This window comes from Marinobacter salicampi (assembly GCF_011074795.1).
In the GTDB taxonomy this organism is placed as follows: domain Bacteria; phylum Pseudomonadota; class Gammaproteobacteria; order Pseudomonadales; family Oleiphilaceae; genus Marinobacter; species Marinobacter salicampi.
Genome location: NZ_JAAMPF010000016.1, coordinates 38,530 through 62,298, shown reverse-complemented (window position 1 = coordinate 62,298; position 23,769 = coordinate 38,530). Strand labels below are relative to the sequence as shown.

Annotated in this window: 16 protein-coding genes; 1 reads left to right on the top strand and 15 read right to left on the bottom strand. The window is 51.7% G+C overall.

Annotated elements, in window-relative coordinates:
* Nucleotides 1-14 precede the first annotated feature (14 nt).
* The 6 genes from G7W63_RS08285 to G7W63_RS08260 form a co-directional block, all read right to left on the bottom strand.
* Nucleotides 15-587 (bottom strand): hypothetical protein, encoded by a 573-nt coding sequence (locus tag G7W63_RS08285; protein ID WP_166256026.1) that lies wholly within the window; start codon nt 585-587, stop codon nt 15-17.
* Nucleotides 588-702: 115 nt separating this feature from the next.
* A complete protein-coding gene (locus tag G7W63_RS08280) occupies nt 703-1,083 on the bottom strand; it encodes a toxin of addiction system (RefSeq protein WP_166256023.1) in 381 nt (126 codons plus the stop codon).
* Nucleotides 1,084-1,125: 42 nt separating this feature from the next.
* Nucleotides 1,126-1,338 (bottom strand): hypothetical protein, encoded by a 213-nt coding sequence (locus tag G7W63_RS08275; protein ID WP_166256020.1) that lies wholly within the window; start codon nt 1,336-1,338, stop codon nt 1,126-1,128.
* Nucleotides 1,339-1,473: 135 nt separating this feature from the next.
* Complete coding sequence (locus G7W63_RS08270) at nt 1,474-2,022, bottom strand: hypothetical protein (RefSeq protein ID WP_166256017.1); 549 nt, start codon at nt 2,020-2,022, stop codon at nt 1,474-1,476.
* A gap of 84 nt (nt 2,023-2,106) precedes the next feature.
* A complete protein-coding gene (locus G7W63_RS08265) occupies nt 2,107-2,529 on the bottom strand; it encodes a hypothetical protein (protein WP_166256014.1) in 423 nt (140 codons plus the stop codon).
* Nucleotides 2,530-2,795: 266 nt separating this feature from the next.
* On the bottom strand, nt 2,796-5,684 hold the full coding sequence (locus G7W63_RS08260; protein ID WP_166256011.1) for an adenosylcobalamin-dependent ribonucleoside-diphosphate reductase: 2,889 nt from the start codon (nt 5,682-5,684) through the stop codon (nt 2,796-2,798).
* Nucleotides 5,685-6,181: 497 nt separating this feature from the next.
* Here G7W63_RS08260 and G7W63_RS08255 point away from each other — a divergent pair, with 497 nt between their 5' ends.
* Nucleotides 6,182-6,883, top strand: coding sequence for a hypothetical protein (locus G7W63_RS08255; RefSeq protein ID WP_166256008.1), 702 nt, complete (start codon nt 6,182-6,184; stop codon nt 6,881-6,883).
* 674 nt (nt 6,884-7,557) lie between these two features.
* On the opposite strand, the gene traN is transcribed toward G7W63_RS08255, so the two are convergent.
* From traN to G7W63_RS08210, 9 genes are all read right to left on the bottom strand, one after another.
* Entirely contained in the window at nt 7,558-10,524 is a 2,967-nt protein-coding gene (traN, locus tag G7W63_RS08250; protein ID WP_166256005.1) for a conjugal transfer mating pair stabilization protein TraN, read from the bottom strand.
* 112 nt (nt 10,525-10,636) lie between these two features.
* On the bottom strand, nt 10,637-11,650 hold the full coding sequence (locus G7W63_RS08245) for a TraU family protein (RefSeq protein WP_242634361.1): 1,014 nt from the start codon (nt 11,648-11,650) through the stop codon (nt 10,637-10,639).
* Between the two features lie 11 nt (nt 11,651-11,661).
* Nucleotides 11,662-12,327: a hypothetical protein gene (locus G7W63_RS08240; RefSeq protein WP_166256002.1), complete on the bottom strand. Its 666-nt coding sequence runs from the start codon at nt 12,325-12,327 to the stop codon at nt 11,662-11,664.
* Between the two features lie 16 nt (nt 12,328-12,343).
* Entirely contained in the window at nt 12,344-13,561 is a 1,218-nt protein-coding gene (locus G7W63_RS08235) for a TrbC family F-type conjugative pilus assembly protein (protein WP_166255999.1), read from the bottom strand.
* Nucleotides 13,524-14,033, bottom strand: coding sequence for a S26 family signal peptidase (locus tag G7W63_RS08230; RefSeq protein ID WP_166255997.1), 510 nt, complete (start codon nt 14,031-14,033; stop codon nt 13,524-13,526). Before G7W63_RS08230 ends, G7W63_RS08235 begins: the two co-directional genes overlap by 38 nt.
* A gap of 4 nt (nt 14,034-14,037) precedes the next feature.
* Nucleotides 14,038-14,358 (bottom strand): hypothetical protein, encoded by a 321-nt coding sequence (locus tag G7W63_RS08225; protein ID WP_166255994.1) that lies wholly within the window; start codon nt 14,356-14,358, stop codon nt 14,038-14,040.
* Nucleotides 14,358-16,883 (bottom strand): type IV secretion system protein TraC, encoded by a 2,526-nt coding sequence (gene traC, locus G7W63_RS08220; RefSeq protein WP_242634360.1) that lies wholly within the window; start codon nt 16,881-16,883, stop codon nt 14,358-14,360. Before traC ends, G7W63_RS08225 begins: the two co-directional genes overlap by 1 nt.
* Nucleotides 16,884-16,893: 10 nt before the next feature.
* Nucleotides 16,894-17,754, bottom strand: a complete 861-nt coding sequence (locus G7W63_RS08215) for a disulfide isomerase DsbC N-terminal domain-containing protein (RefSeq protein WP_166255991.1) — start codon at nt 17,752-17,754, stop codon at nt 16,894-16,896.
* A 170-nt stretch (nt 17,755-17,924) separates the two neighbouring features.
* Entirely contained in the window at nt 17,925-21,557 is a 3,633-nt protein-coding gene (locus G7W63_RS08210) for a hypothetical protein (RefSeq protein ID WP_166255988.1), read from the bottom strand.
* Nucleotides 21,558-23,769: the final 2,212 nt, after the last annotated feature.

Sequence of the window (23,769 nt, the reverse complement as noted above, 5' to 3'; positions counted from 1 at the left end):
CTTCTAAGGTCAGCTTACAAAGCGTACCCGTGCAGGTTTTGTTTGGCCCGAGCAAATCGGACGGCTTTGGCCATAAAATCGACCATCACACTGTTATCTATCGAGCGAAAGTAAGACTGCCATTCTTGCCAGCTACTGAACGTCTCCATAGAGGTTGGTGACTCAAACATTCCCCACAGTCTCCGCTCACACCCATGCTCCAGGACGGCATGCACTGCATGCACTAACTGCTCCTGAGACATGCTCGAATGGAGGTTCTTCGGGGGCTGTTCAATCAGCTTTTCCGCTTCTTCAAACGTCGCCTGTGTCACGAGTCCCCTATGGGTATCGACAACAAAGCAAACGACTTTTTGGCCATGACTGCCCTGAAGCCAGTAGTTGATGTAGACAGGGTGTACACCAACATTCAACGGCACTAGCACGGTTCCACAAGTTCTCAATAACCACAGCCACTTCCCACCCAGCGAATTGGACAAGGTTTCAAGATCCTTATCGAAATCCTCAGGGTAATGCGCTGGCAGTTGCAGAGACTGCGATATGTTCGCCATTGCCGCCTTGGCGCGTTCAACTTGAGTGATGTTATTCATGGATCGTCTCCTGTGAGATCAGGAGCGAACCTCCCCCGTAAGGGCGAAGGTTCGCCCCGTGGGGGTTGGTATAGTCGGGTAGCGCTAAGCTCTCCCGTAATGAAAGTAATCAAGATCAAATCGCGATGACTTCCTCAAGGCGCATCAGAATTTCCCTGGTACGCTTTTTCGGAACAAAGCCTATAACGGCCAGGCCAACGGATGATGTGGTCTTTGAGAAATACTCAGCTGTCATGGGAACCCATTTGGTTTTCCCCAGGCAGAACTTTGTATCTTTCGCAAGACCGTCGATCTCATTTCGACGGAACGTGATTTCGCCTTTCCCGTTCTGGTCTACGCGCTGGCTCGTCCCATAGGCGAGACACAGTCGCTTCCCTTCAGGATCAGCATCAACCACAAGAACTGGTCGAAACTTCGGGCCCGGCTGATGGGGATTTTCATCCTCTGGCAGCCAGGCAAACAGAATGCAGCCCGTAAGGGCCGAAAGGTTAGACATAGCTACCTCCAGCCCCGATGGGCGATTATTGAAGTGTGAGGACTACTTTTCCTTCAATGCTCCGTTCTTCACCAGAAAGTCGTCTAACGACTCTCCCGGCTCGGCTGGGCCATCTTCAGTTTCGTAGTCTTCCATGCCGGTGCAGATAAAGCGCTTCACCAGCTGCTCCACAGTGATGTCGAGTTCGTTGGCTCTGCGCTCCAGTGCGTCTGGCAGCGTGTCCCGCTCGTGAAAGCGGAGTTTGATGGTTGGCATACAAACCGCCTTGAGATTTCGTATCTCAGGCAATCGTAGCACACCCTTTTCAAGCATTTAGAGTCACCTCCTCTTGCGTGTAAGGAAGGCCCCCTACCCCGGAGGGTAGGATTCGCCCTCGGGGTTGAGTGAAGTTCAGTCTTCGTAGAAGAAGCCCTGGTCGGGACACCTCTCAGATGCGGGCAGGTCTTCGTAGACCGCATTCTTGTCGAAGCTGAACTTCAACGGGTATGGCACACCGACAACATCAGCGATGTCTCGATGCACCAGCCTCCCGGACTCCATCAGGTTGTTAGCTGAATCGCCAAGCTCGGGAATGACCTCATCAAATCGCTTCGCAACGAAATGACCTGGTACAAGCGATCGAGCATCTGAGAAGATATGCCAGAACTCGCCAGTTTGCGTGTCTTCGCAGACATGGCCGCAATCCAGCGAAACCCCAAGCAGAAAGGTTTCCTGCTCGGAAAGTTTCGATGTGTCATAACCCAGCGCTTCAGCATTAGCCTCCGCCAGCCAGTTCATAGCATTCACACCACCAAACACGCCATAACCGTCATACACCTGCTCTTCAATGGGAGGTTTCCCACCAGGTTGGAGCAAGTACACCGGGCGTAATTCGCGCACCGAGTGCTGGTTGGCGATGGATTCTTTGGTGTCTGCAGTTTTGTAGCTATAAAAGCCCATGTGACTCTCCTTTCAGTTTTTGAGGAGAGACCTTCCCCTCAGGGAGAAAGATCTCCCCGTTGGGGTTTGTGTGATGCCGGCAAATCAGACGATTTCGTCAGCTGCCAGTTTTTCAAGATAGAGATCACGAAGCTCGTCTTCGGACTGAGCAACAACCATAAGGTTATCTTTGTCCGGTGCCTCGAATCGCGATTTCAGGTGGTTCCAGGACAGCGAGGAGATGCTATGCGAACGAACAGTGGTTTCCTCCGCATATTTCAACTCTGCGGTGAACCAGAACGACGCTGAGGTGACTACCATCTCAGGCATGCAGAGCATTTCACTCTCTACCGCTTCCCAGTCCAGGCCAACGTCACACCTCACTTCAGTCAGGTCGTGGCTGTTTGACACGTCCTGCAGCTCTTTAAGGCGGGCAATGAACTGTGAGGTAAGTTTCACCGCTACAAAGCTCGGCGCTTCGACAAACAGTGATCCCGCATTGGTTTCAACAACGAGGGTTTTTGACATGGTATGACTCCTACTCAGTGGAGGCGGAGTCATCCCCTAACGGAGAAAACCCCGCCAGGGTTGGGTGTCCTAATCTAGGACATTTGAAGTGCTGGACTTACCGGTATGGTCGGGTCAGCTGCCCGTTCTGTGCCAGGGGCACAAGAATCATCATGGGAATAGCAGTCCATTCGGATGATGACTAAAAAAGCCTAGCCCCGACGACCGAAGTCGACCGGGCTGAGGCAAGTTGAGGTGAGACGCTTTCGCGTCCCTCATAGGTGAATTTAACCGCATGAACCGATGTGGCCACAAGAGGTGCAGAAATCACAGCCATCTTTCTTGATCATGGCGTGGTTACCGCATTCTGGGCACAGCTTTCCGGGCGTTGTCGCGACCATAGACTTCCTGGCCTTCAACGAACTTTCGGGGTTCGCGGTGTCCATGACACCCATATCCTCGTTCGGATAGCCCTCTTTGTTGAGGATACCGAGCTGCTTGTATCGATGAAGGACCAGCTTCGCCACGTATGCAACCGTGGACGGCTGATTCTGCTGCTTTTCACTGCCGGGCTCTCGGGCAAGGAAATCTTCCTGCGCACCCTTGAACTTGGTCAGTGAACGGAGCTTTTTCGCAATCCATGCAGGGTCAATTATCCTCATGTCGATCGAGAGGGACTTACAAAGCCCATCAAACGACTCAGGATACTTACCAGCCATCCAGACTGAGTAAGGACGGTGTGATCCGTCAGGCATAACCAGCTCTTTCATGAACAACACGAAGTCATCGCCAGTTGCCGGATTTTTCACGTCCACTGTCCAAGACAGTGTGCCGTCAGTACCCGATTTGGGCTCCTTCTTACTGAAAAGCGCATCCACCATGGGTGACGCGGCACCTTCCAGATCATCGAACGCACCAAGTTCATTGCATCGGTATTCGATCAGGCGAGCTAATGCTGCGGTTGCTGAGGGCACCAGGGTCGCCTCACCCTTCGGTGGGAACGCCATGTCAAAGGCTTCCCCGGAAGTGCGAGACAAAGCATCCAGCTTCATCTGCAACCATTTGCGGTCAAAACTCCGCATGTCTGTAGACAAGGTTTTCGCCAGTGCCCCAATCCCACGCGGCTGCTCCGCTCCATTTACCCAGACCTCAAATGGCTTCTTCTCGCCATTTTCGAGATGACCGATAAACACCGCGAACGGGCTATTCGGCGCATTGACTGTGTATGTCATGGATGGATTGCCCGCAGGCGTTTCAGGGCGGCTCGGCCAGCGCAAGCTTGCCAGTACAGGCTCCGGTGTCTTATCCAGATGAATTCGACGATCAGGATCATCCTGATCCAGATCCTGCGTTTCTTCTGACGTGCTCAGCACGGACCCGGTGACGAAGTTAGGACGGAACGTGGCCAGACCCTTCAATCCGCTTTTCCAGGCCTCAAGATAGAGATCCTTGAATGCCTCAAACGGGTAGTCTTCAGGCACATTTACGGTCTTGCTCAGGGCTGAATCTACGTAGGGCTGGATTACCGCCATCATCCTCATGTGATCAATCGCTTCGATTTGCAGCGCTGATACAAAGGACTCAGGAAGATCTCCCACCAGACGTTTCACGCCTTCCTCGTCTTCTTGTGCAATACCCATGGTTTCGCGATACACCCTGAACGCGTGATCTTCTACGCGATACATTGCGTGACCCCCATCCGCCAGACGCTTCTTGCGATCATAAAACCAGCTGAATGCGGGCTCCAGACCGTTTGAAGAGTTATCTGCAAAGGCCAGACTGATCGTGCCAGTGGGCGCAATAGACATCAGGTGAGAATTTCGAATTCCATGTTTCTTGATAGCTGCCCGGAGATCTTTTGGCAGACGTTTCGCAAATCCCGATGCCAGGTATTTCTCAGCATCGAACAGCGGGAACGCCCCCTTCTCCTTGGCCAGATCTACACTTGCCCGGTACGCCTCATCACGCATAACTCGAGAGATTTTCTCTGCCATGTCGCGACCGGCTTTGCGGTCATACCGCAGACCGAGCATGATCAGCGCGTCGCCGAGGCCCGTATAGCCCAAACCGACTCTGCGCTTGTTCATCGCCTCCTGACGCTGCTCTTCCAACGGCCAGTAGGTCAGTTCCAGGACGTTATCCAGAGTACGGACACCGATACGGACTACTTTTGAAAACTCCTCAAAGTCGAATTCCGCGTTTTTCTGGAATGGGGCTCTTACGAAAGCAGCCAGGTTCACTGAAGACAAACAGCAACAACCGTAGGACGGCAGAGGCTGTTCGCCACAGGGATTGGTCGCCTCGATGACTTCGCAGTACCACAGATTATTGTCCCGATTCATGTTGGTCAGAAACACAATCCCCGGCTCAGCCGCGTCATAAGTGTTCTGCATGACCCTGTCCCAGAGAGTCTGAGAACCAATCGTGCGGTAGATCCACATTCCATCTTCGCGCTGGTACACACCTGGGTTCGCTTCCTTGAATTCCTCGGAAGGTTCCGCCTCGTGATATAGCTCGAAGGGCTTTTGCTCAACCAACGCCTGCATGAACTCTTCGGTAACACCGACAGAGATGTTGAAGTTGGTCAGAGCGCCTTGAGTCTGCTTTGCATTCACAAACTCTTCGATGTCAGGGTGATCAATACGAAGCACACCCATTTGCGCCCCACGGCGAGCACCGGCAGATTCAACGGTCTGGCAAGACTTGTCGAATACGTGCATGTAGCTCACTGGGCCGGAAGCGTTGCTGGCAGTCCCTTTGACGTATGCGCCACGAGGACGGATATCGCCAAAGGCGTAACCAACACCACCACCACGACGCATAGTTTCAGCGGCCTGGCGCAGAGCATCGTAGATGCCCGGCTTTCCGTTAACGATTCCCTGTATCGCATCGCCAACAGGCTGTACGAAACAGTTGATTAGAGTCGCCTTGATGTCCGTGCCTGCTGCAGAAGCAACACGGCCAGCCGGGATCAGTCCGCTTGAATACGCCTGGAAGAATGCTTCACGAATCTCTGCCTGCTTGTCGGATGCCTCCGGTTTAGCGAGGGCATCTGCAACGCGACCGAAGATCATCTCTTTGGTCTCAGCAACAGAATCCAGGTTTTTCTCAGCACCTTTGGCGTACTTTTCCCGGATAACGTCCAAGGAAATAGTTTGGTCGGTAAAATTTTTCATGTCTTTGCTCCTTTCTTTTCACAGAAGGGCCTCAGACACGCTCCCTAAACGGGAACATATCGTGAAAGCCCGTTTAGGGTTCTTTGATTTGCTGGTCTTACCGGACTGGTCGGGTCAGCTACCCGTTTCGTGCCAACGGCACAGAAATCGGAGGGGTGGCGCTCACATTACTGAACCCGGTGAGCGTCACTGGAAAGGAAATCGGTTTCGAAGCCGACATGGCCCGCTTCGATCAGGCTCTAAATTACAGGCCTTTGGTGAATCTTTTCCGGAGGTGGATGCGTTTTTTTTGATCGCCCGAGACATTTTTAGCTTTGTCCTGCTGTACCAGGTAGTTCCACCATGCGGATTCACTATGCGAATTGACCGATCATGAGATGAGAGCGCATGAGCTAAGTGTGGTGCATTTTTTAGCACCCTCTTGCCCATCATTGACTGCCCCGAGGGGTACGATTTCTGTGTGATATTCACACAAACCGGAGGAAGTTATGGCTCTCATGAAACAGATCGATGGCGATCGGAAGGCGAAAAGTGCCCCCGTCATCAAACAAAACCTCAGCCTCTCGACATTGGCGGCACAGAAAGTAATGACCCGCAGTTTTGAGAAGCTGGCCGAATCCCTTTTCCAGATCTCAGTCATTCTTCGCGCTATCGGCGAACGCGAGCATGTCGACGAAGCTGAAGAAATTATGAACAAGCACTTCGAGGCCGCCAGCACCGATATCGAAGCAAAAATTGAACAGATGAAGCAGCTGGCAGAACAACACGGGGTCAGCATCAGCCCGGACTATACGAACCAGGTCACCTATGAGCTGGAGATCAACACGCCGCATCTTGCCCAGTTCACCGGGCTAGTAGGCCGCATGGATGACCTGGTCAGCATAATCGACTCACTTTGGCTGCACTCGATTCTGGACAACCGGCAGGCCTCTAACGCCCGTTTTGAATGGAGCCGCCGCATGATCAACGTTGCCGGCCGCATCATCGGCCTGTCGAGGAAGGTCCGTAAGGAAGCCTACAACTCTGGCAAGAAGGAGTTGGTCGAATCAGTGGCAGGCGAGGAGCCGACCGATGAAGGAATGGACCCAGAGTTGATGGAAGCCGTTAAAGCCGACCAGAAGGAAAAGAAGGCGAAAGCGAAACCCAAAGTCGAGGCTGATACGAAGGTTGAAAAGAAGGCGAACGCTAAGGCCGCCTGAATTCCAGCTCTATCGCAAAAAAAGCGCCCCGGTTTTCACTAAGGCGCTTTTTTTAGCTTCATCTTTTTTATGCGAGGGTGGGGCTAATTACCTTGGATCAAATGGCTGGCGACCTTTTCGATACGGGTTCACTAACAGGTACATAAAGATCCCGCACTCAGCAATAACATACGCAGCCAAGACAAGGACTACGGCCGTATTGTCCCTCACCGTCAGCCAATCCTGAGCTACTTGCAGAACTTCGTGCAACCAGGTGTAGCTAACACGCGCGGTGTTTTCAGACAGCTCCACTATGGACGCTATAAACCAACTGTCGGGGAGCCACCATACGTATTGTATGTCGCCGTAAAACTGCCCCCAGGCTGCTAAGAATGATTGCAAGTATGGACCCAGCCAGATCCCAAGCAGAAGCCCTATTGGCATCATAGCGATAGCACCCGCGACATGTGGAAATCCAGCTCGCGCCATCAAGTACCCAATCATAACTACAGCCTTTGTTAAATTTTTTGGAACTATAGGTCTGCCGGGCACATCTGTCCACAGACGACAGTTAAACTGCGACGTTTATCCCGATGGTTACTGGCCTTATCTTCGATGTCTCCAAAGTGATCTCTCTTTGGCTGGAGCGGTAATAAGCCTCTTTCGGGCAGCCTTGTAAGCGTGCCCCAGCGCTATCAGTCTGGATCGAAACTGAAGCTCTGTCCTTGCTCTACTCTCATGTCGTCGACCGAGCCCTCGGAAAGGCGGTCCTTGGTTCTTACCTCCGTGTTATCTCGTTCACCATATTTGTCCGGCATCGCAAACGCATTCCCAGACCCGGTTAAGCTTTCAATATCCAGATCAGCTGGATTCGTCTTCAGGGCTCCTTCCATTTGAAGAATGCCAGTCCACTCACCCAAATCAATCTGGTCCCAGTCGAGCGTTTCCATTTGCGCTAACGGAAGGCCTCCGCATTGAGGATGTTTAGCCCCTCCCATTCCTTTGTTACCAGTTCGCCCCAACTGAGGCCCTGCCTGCTCCATAACGATACGGGACAGTGGAGAGTTGTAGCAGCAGTACGCATCCCTTACTTCTACACAGGCCTTTGCAGCACAACCAAAGGTAGTTGGCACGACACAGACTTCTTGCTTGCAGTAACTTCCAACCTTGGAGCACGCTTTTAGTTCGCGCTTTACTGCCAGGTTGATCTCATCCTCAGTGCATTCGTAAATGATCTGCAGCGCCATATAAGCAACCATGACCGCTGTATAGGCACCCATTACGGCGGACATAATGTTGCCGGCAGCGCCCAACGCTCCTGCCGCCTCACCAGCCACGGCATCTGTACCTACATTAGCACCAGCACCAGCGCCCGTTTGTGCACCACCTTGCACTGCTTGCTCACCGAAGAATTGCCCCAACTCTTTTGAAAGCTTCGCTTTGAGTTCCGTAAGGAAATTACCGATCGGCTGCGTTATGTTTTCAGCGATAGCATCCTTTACCGGGCCTGTCACGGTCTCCGCAGCGTTAGTAAAGGGTTGTGTCACTTCACTGAATGCTGATGTCACAGGGTCTCTGAGCGTCGTGTAAGCCCCTTTCACGCTCCCCATGGTCATATTAGGGTCGATATTCATAAAGGCGGCATCCATTACGCCGATTCTGGCCATAGTTCCTATGTATTGACCAGGTCCTATCTCCACTGGTTGATCGCAGCAATCCACAGCATCAACGCCAAGTTCAGGAAGGCCGACAATTTTGCACTCCATGCTCTTGCCAGGGAACACGGTGCAATTTCGGTTTTGGTTTACATCAACCTCGTCACACACCCCGTCCATAGCCATGAAATTGGCTGCCTGAAGCATCGCAGCAGCCCGATTAAACGAGTTGCTTTGCGTGTCCTCTACGTCACCACAGCTATCGCCCTGGCAAAGAAATTCGCCGTCACACTGAATATTTTCTTCCGATTCATAATCAGTGACATCTACCCATTCGCCACAGTCCCATGTTTCATCTTGAATATAACAACTCCCGGAATCCTCACCTTTGGTCCCCTCAACACAATTGCTTTGAACGAATGAGCATTGCTGGTCATCTTCATACTTCTTGCAGCTGGTGACCTCCCCGCCGCCGACTTTAGTTGGAATCTCCGTGCATATTTCGTTTCCATCACGGTCAAAATAGCAGGCATCCCCTGAGTAAAATGAGTAATTTGCATCGACCGTGACTTCTTTGCAGGTTGGATTAACATTAAGCGGGGGGGCGTCGAAGTAGCTCGGGCAAATCTTAATGCCCGTGGCGCTTGTCGCACACCCGTTGGAGTCCAGGGGCGGCTGGTCAGTGCATTCGTAGCCACCGCCCACATAATCATCGTGAGTGGCCAGAGCGGACTCCATACATGAAGGAGATGATGGAACCCACTGGTCTTTCGCTACGAGCTTGGCGGGATCGTACTGGATGTTGAGACGAGCATAACCGTCCCCTCTTCCCCCCACGACAACCCTTATACGGAAATTGACCACATCACCCGGATCAAGGCTCTTGAAGTTTTCAGTAACATCAATATTTGGCCAAGCTGTCCCGTTTGTGCGCAGCTCACAGGACAACCCATGATCCGGTGGCCAGTAGTCTACAGGCCCCTGCCAAATCTTTTCTTCCTCCCCCTCTGGCCCCAAATAGAGCTGCATAACATCATCGAAAATAATGTAATCTATGGTCGCTTTAACTATAGCCTCAGGATTCAGAACTCTAAATGCAGTACGCTGATTGAATTCGGCGCAGTTGCCCTCCCAATAGTTGTGGCCAACTTTGCCTATCCACCCAAGGACACAGTTGCCGGTGTCGCACTTGGTTAGGTTAAAATTTTCACCACTAGCAATCTCCAGCACATCCGTTCCGTAGACGTGCTTAATCGTGCATTCTTCTGATTTATCTTGAATTCTCTGACATGATTTATAGTCGGGAACTCGTACTTGATTCGAGGTTTGTCGAACCTGATTACTGATAGAGCAGTCTGAGAACTCTTCTGTAACGCTTTGAGCTTGTGCGTAGGTGTCGCGGGTACGAGAGAAATTTGCGTCGTTACGCAGATCCGGCTCGGTTCGGTTTGCGTCGTTCAAAAGAACTTTATATGCCCCTCCCATGACTGTGTCAGGTTGGCTTTTCTGTGCGTCCTGATAGAGCGCCGACTTGAACCCTGGAGAATCTTGGCGGAGGCTTTCATCACCTGCATTTTTCAACGAATTGATATCTGGCTGGTCCCCGCCAGGGAATGCTGCTGACGCAGACTGCTCTGCTCCGCCAGCTGTGCCAGGAAAGAAACTTGAAGCGTCCGCCTCTCGTTCGAACGTAAAGCCATCTTCGTCAGTTGTTGTACCGAGCTTGAGAGAACCATTGCTACCGGAAGAAGGTTGTACCGCCATTTCACCAATGGACTTTCCAACTTGCGAGCCAAACTTCCCTGCCGCTACGCCCTGGTCCCGTTGCGTTGAATTTGGGTTCGACTTACTACCCCAGTAATCAGATTGAGCGTTGCCTACCTGTGCAGGAGGCAACCGAGGAGCATTTTCTGCCATCACTATGACCGGCGAAAATGTCATCAACCACACGAGAAAACCTGCAAGGATACGCTGACTTTTTGAAAATCGGGATTGCGGTTCAGTCATCGTCACTCTCAACCTGATTTTTAATAACCGTGAGTATATGACGCTGTCTGAAGTTCGAGTTTTAAGAGGATGTCAAAAAATGGACCCAACCATCATGGCTGGGCCCGAGATTTTAAAGCGTGTTGCAACAGTCGTTCAGACGCCATGTAAGGTACACAGGCGTCGACGCCACACCGGGAATGGTTCGTCCTAGCCCCCATCGCGCCACGGACTCGCCCATGACGTGAGCCCGATCGGTCTCAGCGCGTGGATGCATTAGCGAAAATTTGTACTGGCTCTTCGGGAGCATGGGGTAAATCTTAGGCTCACAAAGGGCGTCGTCTCCCATGGTTTTTCTGGCAAAGCCTTTTCGGTGCAGTGAAGCAAGCAAACGACTTTTAAGGAGGCTTGTGCTTCGAATCACGCCATGAGAGCCATAGTTATTGCCAGATAACGGGTAGATGCTCCCCCAGGACCCGGCACACCAGAACAAGTTATCCAGTGGCCAGCCCGCCGTTGCGGCAACCGCATCCGCCGGGCAGGCCGCGCCGGCAATCGGATTCGCTACCATGGACGATTCGGGCGTCAGAAAGTACGCGAGCTCTGAATTATTCCAGGTGGGGTCGATCTCGCTCAGGTACATCATGTCCAGATCCAGGTACCCATCGTGGCATGAGCTGGGGGAGAAAAGCTCCATCATGACAAACAGCGGGAAGCTGAAGTAATGGTAGTGATAAAAGGACGACTCAATATCCCCCTGATCTTTACCTCCAATGTAGGTGGGGTCAGCACCAATCTGGGCCCCACCGAGGGTTGGGGAACATCCTGCTTGTCTAGGAAACTCAACAAGACGTGCCGGCTCCCACATTGACATGACGACGCCAGGCTCGGGAATACCGTTCATGTCGCAGGCGCAGAGTGGTGCAGCAGCCCCACCTGGTGGGTTTTCTCTGTCGCCGGGAGACAGTGTGACACCTGCTATTTTAAGCGGGAACATGCAGTCCCAGCAGATGTCAGTCATCAAAGAGGCCCCTAGAATCTCCGCATCTTCACACAGGGCTGCTTCGGCATTCTCCGTATAAAACAGGAAAGACACACAAACCAGAACTAACGCTGCACCACCCAAAAGGATCTGCCGTGACAACACACTCCACCTCCTCAGTTAAGCTGAGAGAGGGGTCCGTTCCAAATACAGGCGTTGCCAAATACGGGGCCGCTGGCAAAATCAGCGTAGACTTGTTCAATGGTGATCAGCTCTGATCGATCGTGAACATCAATCACCATATTCCGGATGTCTTTCCCGTACATCTGTGAGGTGTAGACGACGAACGCACTGAACTCACTGCGACACTTACCCAAATTCAGCTGGGTAGCATTCCAGTCAAACTCATCTTGCCAACTGTTTGCATCGTCCATCCCCCCAACGACTTCGAGGCCGATTTCCAACCCATTTCCACGCAGGTCGTTCAGCTCGGTAGCTTTGGTCCGGAACCACTCTCTATCAACCGTAGATTGAACCAGAACCAGGAGCCGGCCATTGAGAAGTTGATGTGTTTTTTTAACCTCTACACACCATTTTTCAAATCTGTCATCTGAATTGAAAGTGTCCGGCGTTAGCCGGACACAAACGGGAAGTTCATTGTTCCAATCGTGATTAGCTTGCTCTATAAATCTTAGTGCAGCGAAGTCGGTAGCTGTATTTTGGACTTCGATCTCATGTATATGTTTCGGTTCTTCATCTCCGACAGTGGCCCCTACAAAAATCATCCCCGTTTTGTGTGCCTTTACTTCAACTATCGAGAACAGCCATATATGTGCATTCATACCTGAATCCGTCTGGCTACATATCGGTCTTTATCTCCCGTACTTCGAAGAAGCCGTCTGAGGCACGAACAACCGAAAGAGTCCGCATTATGTGAAAGCGCTGTTTAAGATCTGGGCTAAGCATGTAAACCCTATGATCTAACGACCTGGCTACACTATTATACATGGCCCACCCTTCCGTTTTGTCAATTTCTGACAGAACGGGAATGACTTTCTGCCCCTGCGCAACGTAATTTTTGACCATTTTCTTGGCTACTTCTAGCTCGCTTTCTCTCAACGGATTAAAAACAATCACAATTGAATTAAATGAGTGTATATCCAGCGGGTTTATGCGAGTACCTGCGGTGACGAGAACCTTTCCCTGAGCATCCAGAATATCTCTTTGTGCCTGCACTGTGGGGTCTATTCGTATAATTCTATTCTCAGTGGCCGGGGGCAATGGATACATCGGGACATTGTTCCAGACATTTTCTATGGCTTTCTTCTTTTTCTCGTCCCAATCGACTTCAGAAATTCTTTGAGCAATCGTATCCATGAGGTTCGGTTCTGAAACATCCTGAACCGGGCCTCGCTGACCCAGATCCCCTTCGTCGAGGTGACTCTCCAGATATCTCATCGACGTTATACCGGCCACACGAGTGCGAATATCCTGACGACACTCACGATTGACCCATTCTCCTTCCGTTAAAGCCATCATTTCTGGGACTGCAGTGACATCGTGCCGTTGGAACATAAGAGGATTGAGAGCAATAGAGGGCGTTGGATCATACTGGCTGGCCAGCTGCTGCAGATCCAGGAAGCCCTTTGGCATTTTCGTACCTTTGGGTATGCCTTGGAAAACCACCGTCAGTTCAGGGTTAGCGGATGCCTCAGCGAATATTTCGCTCAGTGCCTGCTTGCCAAGGGAACGAGAGGCAAAAATGTACCTGGTCCGGGCCTTACAAAGAGCTTTGGCGCGTTGCTCTGCTTCCTCTTTTCCCTTGCCTTGGCTCATCGCGATTTCAGCGGATTTATTGACCGTGCTATCAATCAACGCCTGGCCTCTTGATTGCTGCCGGTCGATGTTATTGATCAGGTCACCTAAATCTACAGTCTGTGACCGCTTCTTAGCGGCTTCGAAGATGCCCTGCTGTTCTGGAGGAAGTTCAGCGAGCAACAGCGGGCTTAATAAGAACACCAGTCCGCCAGCAATTACCTTAAAGGAATGGATAAGCCCGCGCCTTGATTTGTTCATAACCCACCGATCCCCAATAGCGACTGTCAAAGCTTTCTGGCGTTGTGCCAAGTATCCAGAACTCGTCATCACCCAGTACCTTTTCTCCATGAAAATCTTTGGGTTCTCGGCCCAACTTTTCGGCATTCGGAAGCCCAGCCACAGCCACTTTGTTCCCGTTAACAAATACCCCGTCATCCGAAACCTTGACGGTGTCTCCCGGAAACCCCATCAGAAATTTCACCAGCAAGGTTCCATCATCGAATAATGGCTCAATACCTTTGCTCTCAACGATGAATACGCCGCCCCGGACGAGCTCCCGATCATTGAGATCACCAATGACGTAATCCACCCCAGGGATGCACTTCACGATCTGCTCATCTATTCCAAGTACATAATTGGCTTTGAACCATTCCATGGCACTGATTCCGATTGCAGCAAGCAGAACCATCTGGATCAGAATTCTTTTGCGGGAGCCTATAAACGTCGCCACAACCCTATTCACCGCTCGTGTCTCTGATCACCAGGCCTTCTGGCACGGAATAGAGTTGTTCGTGTCGAAGTACGATGAAACCTTGCTGCGAAAGGCTTTCCGCCTTTTCGCGGAGCGAGTCGAGCTTCTGTTTCATAACCCGATCGCTCAACCCCTCAGGCGGGGCATTATTGGCAATGGAGAGGAAATCAATCGAGGCGACCGGCGACACAACCGCCAGCCTCTCCTCCATCCTGGACATCCTCGAGTCCAGCACAAAGTAAGTAAGCGCCACACCAAGCGTGGCCCCCAAGACGGCAGATAGTGCGATTTCAAAGATCTTCATTATGCCCTCCCCCGGTTGCGACGATTCTGCAGAACGGCATTTATGGCCTCAGACGTTGATAAGCCCTGCTTCTTGAACTTTTCGATCTGCGAGACCTCGTCCGGATCGGTGCTATATAAGAGCTTCTGGAAGTCATTAACGAATAGCCGACCCACGCCAGCACCACGCTCAGTTTCCAGGAATATTTCTGAGTACCACGGTGCATTTGTATGGACGGTCTTGAGGAGTGCATAGCCTCCTTCTGGGAGCGTCAGTTTGGCTTCACGCTTGAGCTTGTCGACGGCCTCATCCTTGTGTGAGAAGAGACCCTTGGTGGCGGAGTTCTCAACGATGGCCTCGCCTACAGGTGACTTATACATATCCTGAATTGACTGGGTAACCAGAAGAACACTCGCACCGTACTTACGGAACCGGCGATACGCATGTTCGATGAATCGTTGAACCTCGGTTCCACCGTTTGCCAGGAGATCCCAAGCCTCGTCGATTACGATTAGTTTGCGCTTGGAACGATCCCCCAGGTAAACGGCCTGCTGGATCTGGTATATGAGCTGGAACAGAACAACCTTCTGCAGCTGGACTCGCGACTTCAGTTCCTCAAGTTCCAACACGGTGAGCTGCTTATTGAAACTGACGTTGTTCGGACGTGAAAAATAGCGGCCATAGCTGCCTTTGCTGGTGAACGAGTGCAGACGAGTTGCGAGGTCTCGGACCCGGCGATCCTCATGCTCTTTACAGCGCATGGCTACGTCGTCTACTAGCATGTCCCTGTCTTTTTCGAGCCAGGTTTCACTGACAATGGTCCTGAGCGCCGTGAGCTGCACGTCGTCCAGCGGGGAGTTAATGGTCGCCATTGCAGCGATCAGGCCAACAATCGCATCTTCCTCACCGTCATCACGCTCATCGCCACTCTCAATGGCGTGGAGTTCGTCATCAGTCAGCTTCTTGGAGCGGGTGTCTCTCTGACCATCCATGGAGGCAATCAAAGGGAACGGATTGATGGAGATATCAGAATCCGGCCCGAAGTGAACGAAATCACCACCCATCACTTCCGCCAGCTTCAAATACGAGCGGCCTACGTCAATGACCCAAACCTGAGCACCCTCACTCATGTAGGAGAGGATGATCTCGTTGGTGAAAAATGACTTGCCACCCCCGGAGGTCGCGCAGATCAGCATGTTCTTGTTCGAGCTGGTGTCATGAAGGCTAAAGTTCATCAGCTGTCCATTTCGGGACACCAGGTTCAGGTGGGGAGTCCCGGTGCCCTTCCACTCACCGAACAGTGGAAGAATGACAGCTGCATGCTCTGCAGTAAGCGTTTTATAGCGCCAGAGGTCGCTGACGGCGTCACGATCGGCCATCATCGGGAGGCTGTTGATTAGCAGCGGCAGCTGGACAAAGCGATCCTCAAGCATAGTGAACCGCTGTTCTCGCCAGTAGGAACGAGCATGTACAGCCGCTTCGGTGATTTCATCCTCCGAACTACCGAAAATCATCATGGTGTAAGTCATTTTGATGATGCGGTTTCCGTCATTGACGGAGTCGTACAGAGTGTCAAAACCCCTCTTTTTTTCCGCAAGAATCGGTACCAACGAAACCAAAGGGCCCTTAGCCTGGTTAAGGGCGATCGCTCGTGAACGCTCCATGGAGTGCTTGGACTTATCTGATGGGGGGTAATAGATGTTGCAGACAATGGCGTAGTTCTGTTTTATCGCGACGTTGCCGCCTCGCAGGTCACCCACATACTTGATTGCATCACCAAAGAACATTGAGTCTGGGAGGCGCTTCGCCGACAAACACTTGATGTAAGTGTTCCCAACTTTCACATGGCCATGGGTATAAGTGATGTCATTCTCGTAGTCGAGGATCTGCTCACTAAGCGGCCGATGTTCGTCGTGTTCGACCGCATTTTGACGCCAACTAGAATCCGGCGACCAATTCAGTGTGGAAGAAAGTACACGCAGAAGGTGCTTGGCCCCCATGGCTTCAGGGCGCATTCCCAGTGTATTCAGAGAGGCGCTGGTTTTTTTCTGGTACGACTCAATGGTGTACTGCTCTTCCTTGGTAGGCCACTTGCCCTTAATCGGAATCTTAGCGCTAATGATCACCTTGAGATCGTGAACCCGCTGGTTTGTTTGCCGGTCTATAGGGTGCAGAGTGCTGTGCCTGAAGAAATCAGCACGTTGTTGAGTGAAATTCGTCAGCAGCGGGTTCTTGATCTGCTTCTCGATCCGCATCAGCTGCATATCAGCAATCGTTTTCATGATGTCAGGGGAGCGGAACCAGAAGATCTGCAAGATAGTCTCATCGGGGAAGTCTGTGTTGATGAAACTTTTCAGCCGCTCCTCGTATTGCTCGTCCGCACCCTTCATGGGCTCGCAGGCATAAGCAAAGCCCGCAGTGTTGTCATCATTCACAAAAATTTTGGTGTCATCGTCGTACGCGGCGATGGGAAAAACTTTGGCAGCTCTCATGTCCTCATGGACATAGCGCTTATTACTCTCTTTCTTGAACGAGATCATTTCCATGGGAGAGGCCTTATTTCAGCGATTCGCGAAGACGGTTGTTGAGGCTATTGATGCTGTTCAGAGTCTGCCCGGAGGATGGTTCCTTTATGGATTCAGCATCAGGCGTTTCAGATGGTTCCGTTGCATTTGCTGGGTCTGGACTAGTGATAAATGAGCTGGATGACGCAAGCCAGGTCTCCAGATCTTGAGGGAGCCCCCGATTCACAAAATCGTTAGGGCCTATCAGAAAGGGCACTTCCCGAACCCGAATGTAGTCAGCGACCAGCAGAGCCTGCTTGTAGGCATCCATGTTGCAGTTTTGAGGCAGGTCCAGATCATCTACCTGGTTGGCGAGGAATGCTTTCGCAGCGGCTTCACGGTCCTGTGTACAGGCGATTTTTTTAGATGCTTCTCTGCTCATCTCTCCCAGGGCGGGCAGTACAAGAACCTTAAACGTGTATTCGCTAGACAAATCCTGCATCTGATCATTCAGCTTCTTGCAGGCGGAGCATTTGGGGTCGGTTACGACATGCACGATTTTCGACCCTGCCCCTATCGTCAAAGCGCCCAGCTGATCGAAATCGATCTCCATTTGAGCCAGCGGAATAGTGCGGGCAGAGTTCATTACGTCGGCCCCAGTTTCCAGAACCTTTTTGTTCCACACGTCTGAAGCGGTTCCGCTAAACACGTACCGGCCATCTTTAGTCATGAACATGACTTGGCCGTTCTGAGCCTCATAAGCAATCATGCCGTCGATGGGCATCTCGGTGACAGACTTGGGGTTGAGCCCCATTTCCTTGAGTTTTTCAAACGAATTGGCAGACGCCAGGCTACTTAACACAGCTAAAGCGGCGACGAGCGCTAAAAATCGGAGAGATTTGAAGGAGACCATGACTACCTCTTGAAACGAAAATCCAATGGATCAACTTTAAGAGGTCGGCGGAAAAGAAAGGACAGGGTTGATGTCGAAAACAACCCTCTACTTCAAGTTAAGGCCCAGCGGCGCAGGAGTCCTCCCCTGCGCCTACCGCGACACTAGTTTGATGTACAGATTCAGGTGCTCTATTCGGCGGGTTGTTGGTCGCCTTCTTGTGGATCTTTTGGTTCCGGTGGTTCCGGTTCAGGCATTGTGATCTGGGTCTCCTGTAATGCAGAGTCCAATCCCGAGTCATCGGTACCAATAGACTTAATCGTAATCTGCTCCCCGTTGATCTTCTTCGGAATTGAGATTCGATACCCGGTCAGTACCAGGGGCTCATCGTTAATCCACCACCTATAGTTCTTCACGTAACCATCTGGATCATTGCAAGCATTGCGTACCGTATAGTTGAACGTACCCTCGTAGATCTCCAGTTCGCACACTGGCGGCTCGTTTTCATAGACCGATACGGTTTGCTCTACCGTTCCGGTCAAACCGAACTCACTGACAATCTCCAGTCTGACGGTGTGATCACCTGCATCCAGAACTGTCTGACCATATCGGCCCACAAGCTTCATTGGCTCGCCATTTACGGTGTAGTTGTATTCCACAACCTTGTCTCTCGGATGACCGCCCCTCATGTCAGGCCTGGCAAGTATCTCGAATGGAGCGCGGTTATATTCGTTGGAGCCTACCAGGCGCATGCTTAGCTTATACGGCTCCGGCTCGCCCACTTGTATCACTTCAGTGACTCCGCCCTGGTTACCTCTGCTGTCAGTCACAGTAACCCCGATCTCGTAGGTTCCTGCTTCCGGTATAACTAACCTTCTTGCGACCGGGTTCCCGTCTTCAATGATCTCGATCCCATCAGGTATGCTCCACTCGTAAACAGGGCCGTCTAAACGCCCGCTCATGTTATCGGGACGAGCGTATAAGGTCGCTTCTACAGGAGCCACATCCGCGCTGTACCTTCCATAGATGATGAACTCAGGGAAACGATACTCCCAGACCCGCAACGCGTGATCGTCGGTGTTCACCGCCCCCATTTCTTTCCAACCATCTACCCAGCCATGGTAGGTCAGGTTCACGTAACGCTCTTCGAGGTCTTCTTCCGTAGGCGTATAAATTACGCTGTCACCATGTACCTCTGTGCCATCAGGAAGAGTGAAGTAACCTTTAATGTCGTACTCCATGCGCGAGTACGGCAGTCCTTTGTAAATATTGAACTCGTAGGACTTGCCAACTTCAGTGACGCGAGGCCCTTGAATGTACAGCCTAGGGCCGCGGATTCCCCGGAAACTAATGGAACCGTCTTCTATGGTCCATGCCAGTGGATCATCCTCTGGGGCGATCGGCGTCTTAACCCGAACTTCCCAGCGCTCACGCCGGGGCTCAGTTGGGTCAGTGGTCCGCTCGAATACATGCTGAAATCCGCCAGCCTCGAACGTCTGACCGGCATCGTTCGACCACTCAATATCAACTTCGCTCGCGTCTACTTCCTCACCATTTATAGTTACATTCGCTGTCAGTGTGACCTCGTCTCCCACGAACACATCGCTGCGCCAATCAACCTGAACTTCTGGCTTGTGGTAGGCAATTATCTCTATTGGTGTCGTCTCTTTGGCTACGCCAGAATTGCGGTTCTTCAGTTTTGCTTTGAGCATGTACTTGCCAGGCTCTTGGAGCGTGATGTCGAAATATTGCATATTCCGGGCATTGTTCTCTCGCTCTACCCAAGTTTCGCCTCCGTCCGTCGACATTTCCCATGTCACGTCACCGATTGCACGGAAAAGTCCACGATCGCTTAGGTCAAGATTGAACACCCCTCTGAAAGGTACGGGGCCTGAAATCCGACGCCCGTCGATATCAGCGTCAATCTCGCCACCATAGAGAATTGTCAAGAACACTGGACGGGAGGAAACCTCTACTCGGGAGTATTCAGGTACAGGGCTCTTAACTCGTGCCTGCGCATAAAGGCGGACATACCCCTCCTTAATGCCCATGTCAGTCAGTGCAATCGTGTGGTTAGACTTGCCTTCCCCGTCGTGGTCTTTCCAGTCGGTGACCGGCTCATAGGTGTCGTAGGTCTTTTGCCGAACGATTCGTACCTGCCATTCGCCCATAATGGATGCATCATAAGGCATCTGATCCTGGTAGATATGGCCAATTCGGACGCTGACCGGAATCACATCATCGTTTAAGACATAGTCTGCGTCGGAATACATAACCGGCCCGATAGTTTCATCCGGAACTGACAATGTCTCTATTGTCGCACCGGCCATGACAGCCGGCAGATCCACATATCGAGCTGTTACTGAGTGCGTATCCCGCTGCCAAAGCTGTGTCGAGATACTTTTAATACGCTGGTAGGTAGAAAACTCCCTGCTCCAAGGTGAAGCCCCGAACAGCCGTTCTTCAACCACGTCGTTATTTGCTTCGTGGACTACAGCAAGGTCAGCGTTCTTGCTTTTTATGAGAGCACTCGCAACGCGCCCTCCGTCGAGATAGGCCTCATACAAACCATCGACAATTTCTTTGCCATCACGAAACTCAACAGTAGGTTTTGGGGGGTCAACGGCTTCAAAACTCACTGATTGCTCTGCAATAAGGACCGGAACCCCGACAGAAGTGTAAGCGAATACTCTGAATCCGAGATCGTAGGGTCCGGCGCTGTAAACTCTTCCGTTCAGCCGTGGGCTGGAACTCTCAGGAGCCTGTGCCAGCGTGCCGGGCAAGTTAAACCACTCAAGATGGCAGAGTCGGCCCATGTAACCGTTTTGCGCGTATTTGATGGCTCTGTCTTCATCTGTGGTAAGAGTACAGCCAGGGCCCTCGACCTGCTTCAGTTCTGCGTTGAACTCTTCAACTGTATGAAGAACAGTCGAGATATCTCTAGCAAACTCAAAAGAGAACGAGCCCATAGCCTTTTGCACCTCGACTGGTGCTGATGCCCGGCCTACCTCAAAACGAGCACCGTTGCGGTCAACAAGATACGCGATGAAACCCGCTTCTTTTTCTCCGTCATAATCAAATCGGCCTTCCATCCTGGGAGGTTCCCCACTCACGTTCATCGGGCCGGGGACAGACGACCACTCAATTAAACAGTAAGGATCTTCAAGCTCACTCGCGGTCTGGGCCACGTATTCGCGACCTGTAAGAGAACAAGGTGTTTCCCCGTTTGTTACTGCTGAGATTTTCAGTTCTTCAAAAATCTGCATGACAGTATCTTTCTCAGGATTTACTTCACCGGAGAATGTCCACGCCTCAACCTTAATGACGGATGCGGCCTCACCTGTGCCTCCAATAGACACCACAATATCTGAAGTAGAAGGCTCTCCAGAGAGGGGGTACATCGGAAGCTCAAGAGATCCTTTAAAGAGCCCGAAGTCATAAGCACTGATTACCTGTTTGTACTCCCCCGGAGCTATATCGATTCCAGCAATGCTGTATCCGGACTCCGCGTCTGCCGCTACACCTGCATAAACAGGGCGAACTTCTTCTAAAAGGATACCGTCGATCTTTACAGGCTCTGTTACGAGAGTTGCTGCGCCGTCTTTCCACGTAAAGGCGTGCATGACTGCTGGAACGTTCAGCTTTGCGGCACCGTCACGGAGCGCAAGAGATTGAGGCTGATAGTTGATATCGAACAACTCAGAATTGCTGTTGCCAGATCGGTCCCGCACAGTTAGATCGAGCGTGTAGCTCCCAGGCCAGACCTTTGGAAGGGTGACGGTCAGAAGGTCGCCCTGAATTCCATCTACCATTTCTTCCTTCACGCACTCATCGTAGTAGGCAGAAGATTGAGTAAAGCCCTCTGGGCAAACTCGTCGCGCCTCGTCTACGATCGTTTGTACGCACCCGTCGCCTTCGATTATCCAATCGCCACCTGGACATTGCTCAAACGACGGCTCACTGATCGTTCTCCAACACGTCGTTGACTGAAGATTCCATGATGAATCTCCGCAGGAAAGATCAACGTGCGTTTGGTCAGTACGTTTGCACCCACCACTTTGCATATCGAAGCCATCAGGGCAGGACATCGCGGAGGTAGCGAAGTCTTTCGATACACACTCACCTCCCACGACAATGGAACCATCGGCACATCCTTGGCCCTCTACCCAGGTATCACTGAAGGTGATTTCAACGCAACTGGACCCCCTAAGAGTTTGCCCTTCAGGGCAGCTGTATTCGACAGGTTGAGTGTCGGAATAAACGCAACTCTCGCCACTGACGCGGTAGCCGTCTGGGCACTGAATGTCCAAAGGCAGTGATTCTGAAGCAACACACTGGTTTCCATCGGCGGAATACCCATCAGGGCAAGCTGGTATTACGTCAGTTTTATCGCAAAACACTTCCCCGCCGTTATTTTCACGCGAATAACCTGTGGGGCACGAAGAGTATGTCTCGATCGGTGCTGATTCATCATGACCTACGATATTCCAGTGAGGCTCAACCCCAGCCTGGCTTGTCTGGGAGTATGGAATTGTACACGTCGTGTCGGAATTTATAGGTGTGAATGATGCTGGGCTGGCAGAATACTCGATGTACCTACTACACGCCTGTTCTTGCTCCGCAACGGAGAGATTCACGTCGTCTGGGTTTGCTCCGTATAGAGGGAACAGAGAGTTGGGCTTCTGACAATATTGCGGAAGCATGTCTAAAGGACAGACGTATACCTTCTCTGCGGAAATCTGCGTTGACCTAACACAGCTGTCACCAACCAGGCTAAACCCGTTAGCACACTGCTCTAAGGGCATTGTGGTAGTTGCAACACAAGAGTTTCCGACTCGCTCAAAATCCGAAGGGCAACTTACCTGAGCGTCAAAGACCTCAGACCTAGCACAGATACCTCCCGCATTTGTGTAGCCGCTTGGGCAACTTTCCGCTGCCGCAGTCTTTGTTTCGGAGCCGCAGACCGCGTCTGTACCATCAAACTCATACCCTGAGGGACACTGCGTCCCTTTTGCAACCATCGTCCCACTCATGCAGGCCTCAGGGTGTTTATTGTCCCAGACATCCCTGCAAGTCTGACCCCCGGTCATCCAGTTATAAGAACAGTTTTCTTTTGTAGCTTCAGGGTTTTTTTCGCCATCGAGACATTCGTAAGGAACTGACTCACTAGTGGTCCAGCAAACCCCGTTTTTGTACTCAGTGTTATAACCTTGGCAGGTGTACCATTCTCTTGAGATACCTGCTCGGGCTGGAGTATTTGCCCTACACCACCCCTGTGAGCCTGAGTAGCCTGCCGGACAGTTGAAATGATGGCTTGTGTTAACACAAGTTCGCGTACCGTAAGAACCGGTAATCTGAGCAAAATGCAGGGAGGTTCCGGGATTGCCGCCGAATGTGTTTTTCCACACTCCGCTCCCGTCCCGGCACTGGTATTGTGTCCCACTCATGTAGCCAGTGCTTTGCCTTTCCCTGGGAGCGTAAACACACTCGTATCCATCTCCGCTAAAATAACGAGCGGAAATAAAAGACCCCCACTTACAGCTGTTAGGTTTTACTTCCCTGTAACACCCCTTATTGAGCTCGTCATAACCAGATTTGCAATCCAGGTTATAGGTAGGCGGATACCACGATTCATACAGGCCAGCGGGGTACCTGCATGTGCCGTTGTATAGACCATCAGTGGTATGCGTTGAGCCGGGCTTACAGCCCAATTCGGCAGGCGCAACTTCGAGGCTACTACACATTCCATCAATCTCGTCTGAGCCTGCCGGACACTCTTGTGACGGCTCAACGAAGCTCGACTTTTCACATTGGCCAGCCCCAACATCCGTATATCCTGTTGGGCACTTAATACTCGCGGCTTGCGTTATCGTTTGCTGACAGCTATCTCCAATGACTGTCCAACCAGGATCACATACCGGGGAAGGTTCCTTTGTTTCTGTTTTGGTACAGGTAGCGCCATCAGGTTTCAGTACGTACCCAGCTGAACACGCAGCCTCTGCTTCAAGAGTAGTGACTTGATGGCACACATCGAGG